This is a genomic window from Colwellia sp. BRX10-4, from assembly GCF_014077465.1.
In the GTDB taxonomy this organism is placed as follows: Bacteria; Pseudomonadota; Gammaproteobacteria; order Enterobacterales; family Alteromonadaceae; genus Colwellia_A.
In genome coordinates this window covers 1-245 of the sequence record NZ_JACGVZ010000154.1, presented here as the reverse complement: position 1 = coordinate 245, position 245 = coordinate 1, and the positions used below count along the sequence as shown (strand labels likewise).

Below are 245 nucleotides of genomic sequence, written 5' to 3'. Positions count from 1 at the left end.
TAGACACAATGACTCCCCACAAGGTGCTAGCCTCTAAATGTGGGTTAGTTTTACAAACCAGAGCCATAATATATGTGTCAACATTATCAAACAGAGGCTAGCATGATAAAACATAACATACTTTTCATTGGCTTAGATACCCATAAAACATTTACTGAAGTCGCTTATATTGAAGACCAACGTGGCGCTAAATCAACTCATCTAGGTAAAATACTCAGTAATAAAGCCGCCTTTAAAAAACTCGC

Annotated in this window: 1 pseudogene; it reads left to right on the top strand. The window is 37.1% G+C overall.

From position 1 onward, the window contains the following. Positions 1-102: 102 nt before the first annotated feature. Positions 103-245: pseudogene (locus H4J67_RS20195) on the top strand (IS110 family transposase); the annotation flags it as partial.